Source organism: Streptomyces sp. NPDC006265 (assembly GCF_040613555.1).
Lineage (GTDB): Bacteria > Actinomycetota > Actinomycetes > Streptomycetales > Streptomycetaceae > Streptomyces.
Genome location: NZ_JBEXSH010000817.1, coordinates 1 through 4,115 on the forward strand (window position 1 = coordinate 1; position 4,115 = coordinate 4,115).

Below are 4,115 nucleotides of genomic sequence, written 5' to 3' on the forward strand. Positions count from 1 at the left end.
GTCTCGATCGCCTGCGACGAGACCACGACGCGCGCCCAGTTGCGTGCCGTGTGGGCGGCCTTCGGCGTCGAGGGCGTCGTCGAGGCGCTGGACGCGGCCACCGAGGACGGGCTTCCGGCCGCCCTGCTGCGCACCGACGACTACCTGACGCACCCCGTCTTCCACCAGCACCGCTCCGAGACCGCCATGTTGCGCTACCTGCGCAGGCTGGCCGACCGGGACTACGCGCTCGACCGGGGCATGATCCCGCTGGGCTCCTGCACCATGAAGCTCAATGCGACCACCGAGATGGAGCCGGTCACCTGGCCCGAGTTCGGGCAGCTGCATCCCTTCGCGCCCGCCGAGCAGGCCGGGGGCTACCTCACCCTCATCCACGAGCTGGAGGACCGGCTCGCCGAGGTCACCGGCTACGACAAGGTCTCCCTCCAGCCGAACGCCGGGTCGCAGGGCGAGCTGGCCGGTCTGCTCGCCGTCCGCGGCTACCACCGGGCCAACGGGGACGCACAGCGCACCGTCTGCCTGATCCCGTCATCCGCGCACGGCACCAACGCCGCCAGCGCGGTGATGGCCGGCATGAAGGTCGTCGTCGTGAAGACCGCCGAGGACGGCGAGATCGACGTCGAGGACCTGCGGGCCAAGATCGAGCAGTACCGTGACCAGCTGGCCGTGCTGATGATCACGTACCCGTCCACGCATGGTGTGTTCGAGGAGCACGTCGCCGACATCTGCGCGCAGGTCCACGAGGCCGGCGGGCAGGTCTACGTCGACGGGGCCAACCTCAACGCGCTCGTCGGGCTGGCCAAGCCGGGGCATTTCGGCGGCGACGTCTCGCATCTGAACCTGCACAAGACCTTCTGCATCCCGCACGGCGGCGGCGGTCCCGGCGTCGGCCCGGTCGCGGTGCGCGAGCACCTCGCGCCCTACCTGCCGAACCACCCGCTGCAGCCCGAGGCCGGCCCGGAGACGGGGGTCGGGCCCGTCTCCGCGGCGCCGTGGGGCTCCGCGGGCATCCTGCCCATCTCGTGGGCGTACGTCCGGCTCATGGGCGGCGAGGGGATGAAGCGGGCCACGCAGGTGGCCGTGCTCAGCGCCAACTACATCGCCAAGCGCCTGGAGCCGCACTACCCGGTGCTCTACACCGGCCCCGGTGGGCTCGTCGCGCACGAGTGCATCATCGACCTGCGGCCCCTGACCAAGGCGACCGGCGTGAGCGTCGACGACGTCGCCAAGCGGCTGATCGACTACGGCTTCCACGCGCCGACCATGTCGTTCCCGGTGGCCGGGACGCTGATGATCGAGCCGACCGAGTCGGAGGACCTGGCCGAGCTGGACCGCTTCTGCGAGGCGATGATCGCCATCCGCGCCGAGATCGAGAAGGTCGGCTCCGGCGAGTGGCCCGCGGAGGACAACCCGCTGCGCGGCGCCCCGCACACCGCCGGCGCGCTCGCCGGGGCGTGGGAGCACTCCTACAGCCGTGAGGAGGCCGTCTTCCCGGCCGGGGTGTCGACCGCCGACAAGTACTGGCCGCCGGTGCGCCGCATCGACCAGGCCTTCGGCGACCGCAACCTCGTCTGCTCCTGCCCGCCGCTGGACGCATACGAGGACTGACCGGCCGACCGGTCACAGGGAGGGGCTCCGCGGTGCGGGGCCCCTCCCGCCGTTCACCGGCCGGTCAGGCGGTGGCGAGTGACACCTCGGTCGCCTTGATCAGTGCGACGACGGGGATCCCGGGCGACAGGGCCAGGTCCTCCGCGGCCTCCCGGGTGATCGCGGCGGTCAGTTCACCACCCTCCACCGTGACGCGGACGGATGCCATCGCGTCGCCGGCGGCGAGGTCCGTGACCGTACCGGGGAGCTGGTTGCGGATCGACAGGCCCTCGACGGGTGCGGTGGCCAGGGAGACCTCCGTCGACTTCATCAGGGCGCGCACGGCGGTGCCCGGGGTGAGGCGGAGGTCTTCCGCGGCTTCGCGGGTGATCGCCGCGGTGAGGTCCTGGCCGCCGGTGAGGCGGACCCTGACCGTCGCCATGGCCTCGCCCGGGGTGACGGCGGTGACGGTGCCGGGGAGCTGGTTGCGGATGCTCAGGCTCATGGGTGCACGGTAGCCCGGTGGGGGTGTTGGGCCTGGTATGCGCGTGTCTGCGTCTCCTCCGCCAAACGCCCTCCCGGCCTCAGACGCGGTCGATATGTACGTTCGTCGACTTCACGCGGGCCGTCGCCTCCATGCCGACCTCCAGGCCGAGTTCCTCCACCGCCTCGCGGGTGAGCAGGGAGACGAGCCGGTGCGGGCCGGCCTGGATCTCGACCTGTGCGGCGACGTCGCCGAGTTTGATCGCGGTGACGATGCCGGGGAAGGCGTTGCGGGCCGAGGTGTACGGGGTGTCCTCCTCGGCGGCGCCGGACCGGGCGAGTTCGACCGAGAAGGCGGCGAGGTCCCGCCCGTCGACGAGCCGTCGCCCGGCCTCGTCGCGGTGGGTCGTGATGCGGCCCGCGTCCGCCCAGCGGCGGGCGGTGTCCGGGCTCACGCCGAGCAGCCGTGCTGCCTGGCCGATCGTGTAGGACTGCATGCCGATCACGATAGGGGCGGAGGGAGGAGGCGGTGGATGCGGGGTTGGCCATTGGATATGACGCGATGTAACGCTAGTGGTCGAGTGGGCGGGCCGGGCGGCGTGCCCGGGGGGCCGGGGGCGGAGTGATGGCGGCCGAGATCGCGCGGACCGGTGGATCGCCCGAGGTGAGGGCGTCGCACGCGGACCGGGACCGGGCCGTGGACGTGCTGCGCGTCGCCGCGGGTGACGGACGGCTCACCCTGGAGGAGCTGGAGGAGCGACTGGAGACGGCGCTGTGTGCCCGTACGGTGGGTGAGCTCGCCGTGCTGACGGCGGATCTGCCCGCGGTGGCCGGTCCGGCTTCCGGTGAGGCCGGGGACGCCCTGCGGATCCGGCAGGAGGGGGCCTCGACACGGCGGGGCGACGGCTGGGTCGTGCCGCGGCGGCTGGAGATCCGTTCGGCGTGGGGTGAGGTGACGCTCGACTTCACCGACGCGGTGATCACCCACGACACCCTGGACATCGACCTGGACCTTCGGGCAGGCGCCCTGAAGCTCCTGACCCGGCCGGGTGTCGTGGTCGACACCGGCGGCCTGGGGATGAACTACTCCGAGACCAAGGCCCGTCGGCCGGTCGACGCCCCCGTCCGTCTGCGGATACGGGTCACGGGCGAGATCCACTACGGGCAGATCGTGGTGCGCCCGCCGCAACGGGGCTTCGGCAGGAAGGGTGCGACGGCCTGACTCGGCCCATGTGCACCCTGGGCCGCCCCTTGCGGTCCGGCTCCGCCTCACGCAGGACCTCGCGGGTCACCGGGGCGACCTCGCCCTGGCCGAACAGGAAGAAGCGCGGGAAGTTGGCGAAGGGCCTGCCCTCGGTCCACTCGAAGTAGATGTGCGGGGTGCGGCCCGTCGAGTCTCGGACGTGCAGCAGGCGCGCGGCCAGGGCGTTGGGGATCGAGGACGACTCCAGGGTCAGGACGCGGTAGCGGCCGTGCAGCACCTCACCGCGCACGGTCAGGCCCGCCTCGAACTCGGACGGGTCGGTCGCCGGCACCTCGACGAAGACGACGTCCTCCTGGCCGGCCGCGTCGTCGTCGTGGCGGATCTGCTCGGTCTTGTCGCGGTACTCGGCGATGTCACGCCGGTCGGGCTCGTTGGCGATGAACCGCATCCGCCGGCTGGCCATGTCCCGCATGTCGTCCAGCGTCACGTTGGTCACGCGCAGCTCGAAGGCCCGGGCCAGGCCTTCCAGCATCCAGGCGTGCAGACGGCCCGGGTGGGGTGGGCTCAGGACGGCTCAGTGCCGGGTGCTAGGGAGCGTATTGGGTCGTGATCAATCTTCAAGTTTTGCCTGCACGGCGGGGTCTGGTCAGGTAGACCTTCTTGGGTGACTCGCGTTCAACTGACGGATATGGAATGGGAGTTCATCGAGCCGTACCTGCCGATCGGCGAGTACGGCCCGTACCCCAAGCGGCTGCGGCAGCAGTTCGAGGGCGTGATCTGGCGGTTCAAAACGGGCGGGCAGTGGCGGGAGATGCCGACGGAGTTCGGCGCCTGGTCGACC

Annotated in this window: 5 protein-coding genes and 1 pseudogene; 3 read left to right on the forward strand and 3 right to left on the reverse strand. The window is 71.6% G+C overall.

Annotated elements, in window-relative coordinates; genetic code table 11:
* Window positions 1-1,608 (forward strand): aminomethyl-transferring glycine dehydrogenase subunit GcvPB (gcvPB, locus tag ABZ281_RS40570; RefSeq protein WP_356662986.1); only part of this gene is annotated, 1,608 nt, incomplete at its 5' end.
* Window positions 1,609-1,672: 64 nt separating this feature from the next.
* On the opposite strand, the gene ABZ281_RS40575 is transcribed toward gcvPB, so the two are convergent.
* Both ABZ281_RS40575 and ABZ281_RS40580 read right to left on the reverse strand, forming a co-directional pair.
* Window positions 1,673-2,092, reverse strand: a complete 420-nt coding sequence (locus tag ABZ281_RS40575; RefSeq protein ID WP_356662987.1) for a TOBE domain-containing protein — start codon at window positions 2,090-2,092, stop codon at window positions 1,673-1,675.
* Window positions 2,093-2,171: 79 nt separating this feature from the next.
* Window positions 2,172-2,567, reverse strand: coding sequence for a helix-turn-helix transcriptional regulator (locus tag ABZ281_RS40580; RefSeq protein WP_221758848.1), 396 nt, complete (start codon window positions 2,565-2,567; stop codon window positions 2,172-2,174).
* A gap of 128 nt (window positions 2,568-2,695) precedes the next feature.
* On the opposite strand from ABZ281_RS40580, the gene ABZ281_RS40585 reads away from it, so the two are divergent.
* Window positions 2,696-3,292, forward strand: a complete 597-nt coding sequence (locus tag ABZ281_RS40585) for a DUF1707 domain-containing protein (RefSeq protein ID WP_356662988.1) — start codon at window positions 2,696-2,698, stop codon at window positions 3,290-3,292.
* Window positions 3,293-3,296: 4 nt separating this feature from the next.
* Here the strand turns inward: ABZ281_RS40585 and ABZ281_RS40590 are convergent.
* Window positions 3,297-3,806 (reverse strand): annotated as a pseudogene (locus ABZ281_RS40590) (amino acid transporter); the annotation flags it as partial.
* A 132-nt stretch (window positions 3,807-3,938) separates the two neighbouring features.
* On the opposite strand from ABZ281_RS40590, the gene ABZ281_RS40595 reads away from it, so the two are divergent.
* Window positions 3,939-4,115, forward strand: a 177-nt coding sequence (locus ABZ281_RS40595; RefSeq protein ID WP_356662989.1) for a transposase, incomplete at its 3' end; no start/stop codon positions are given.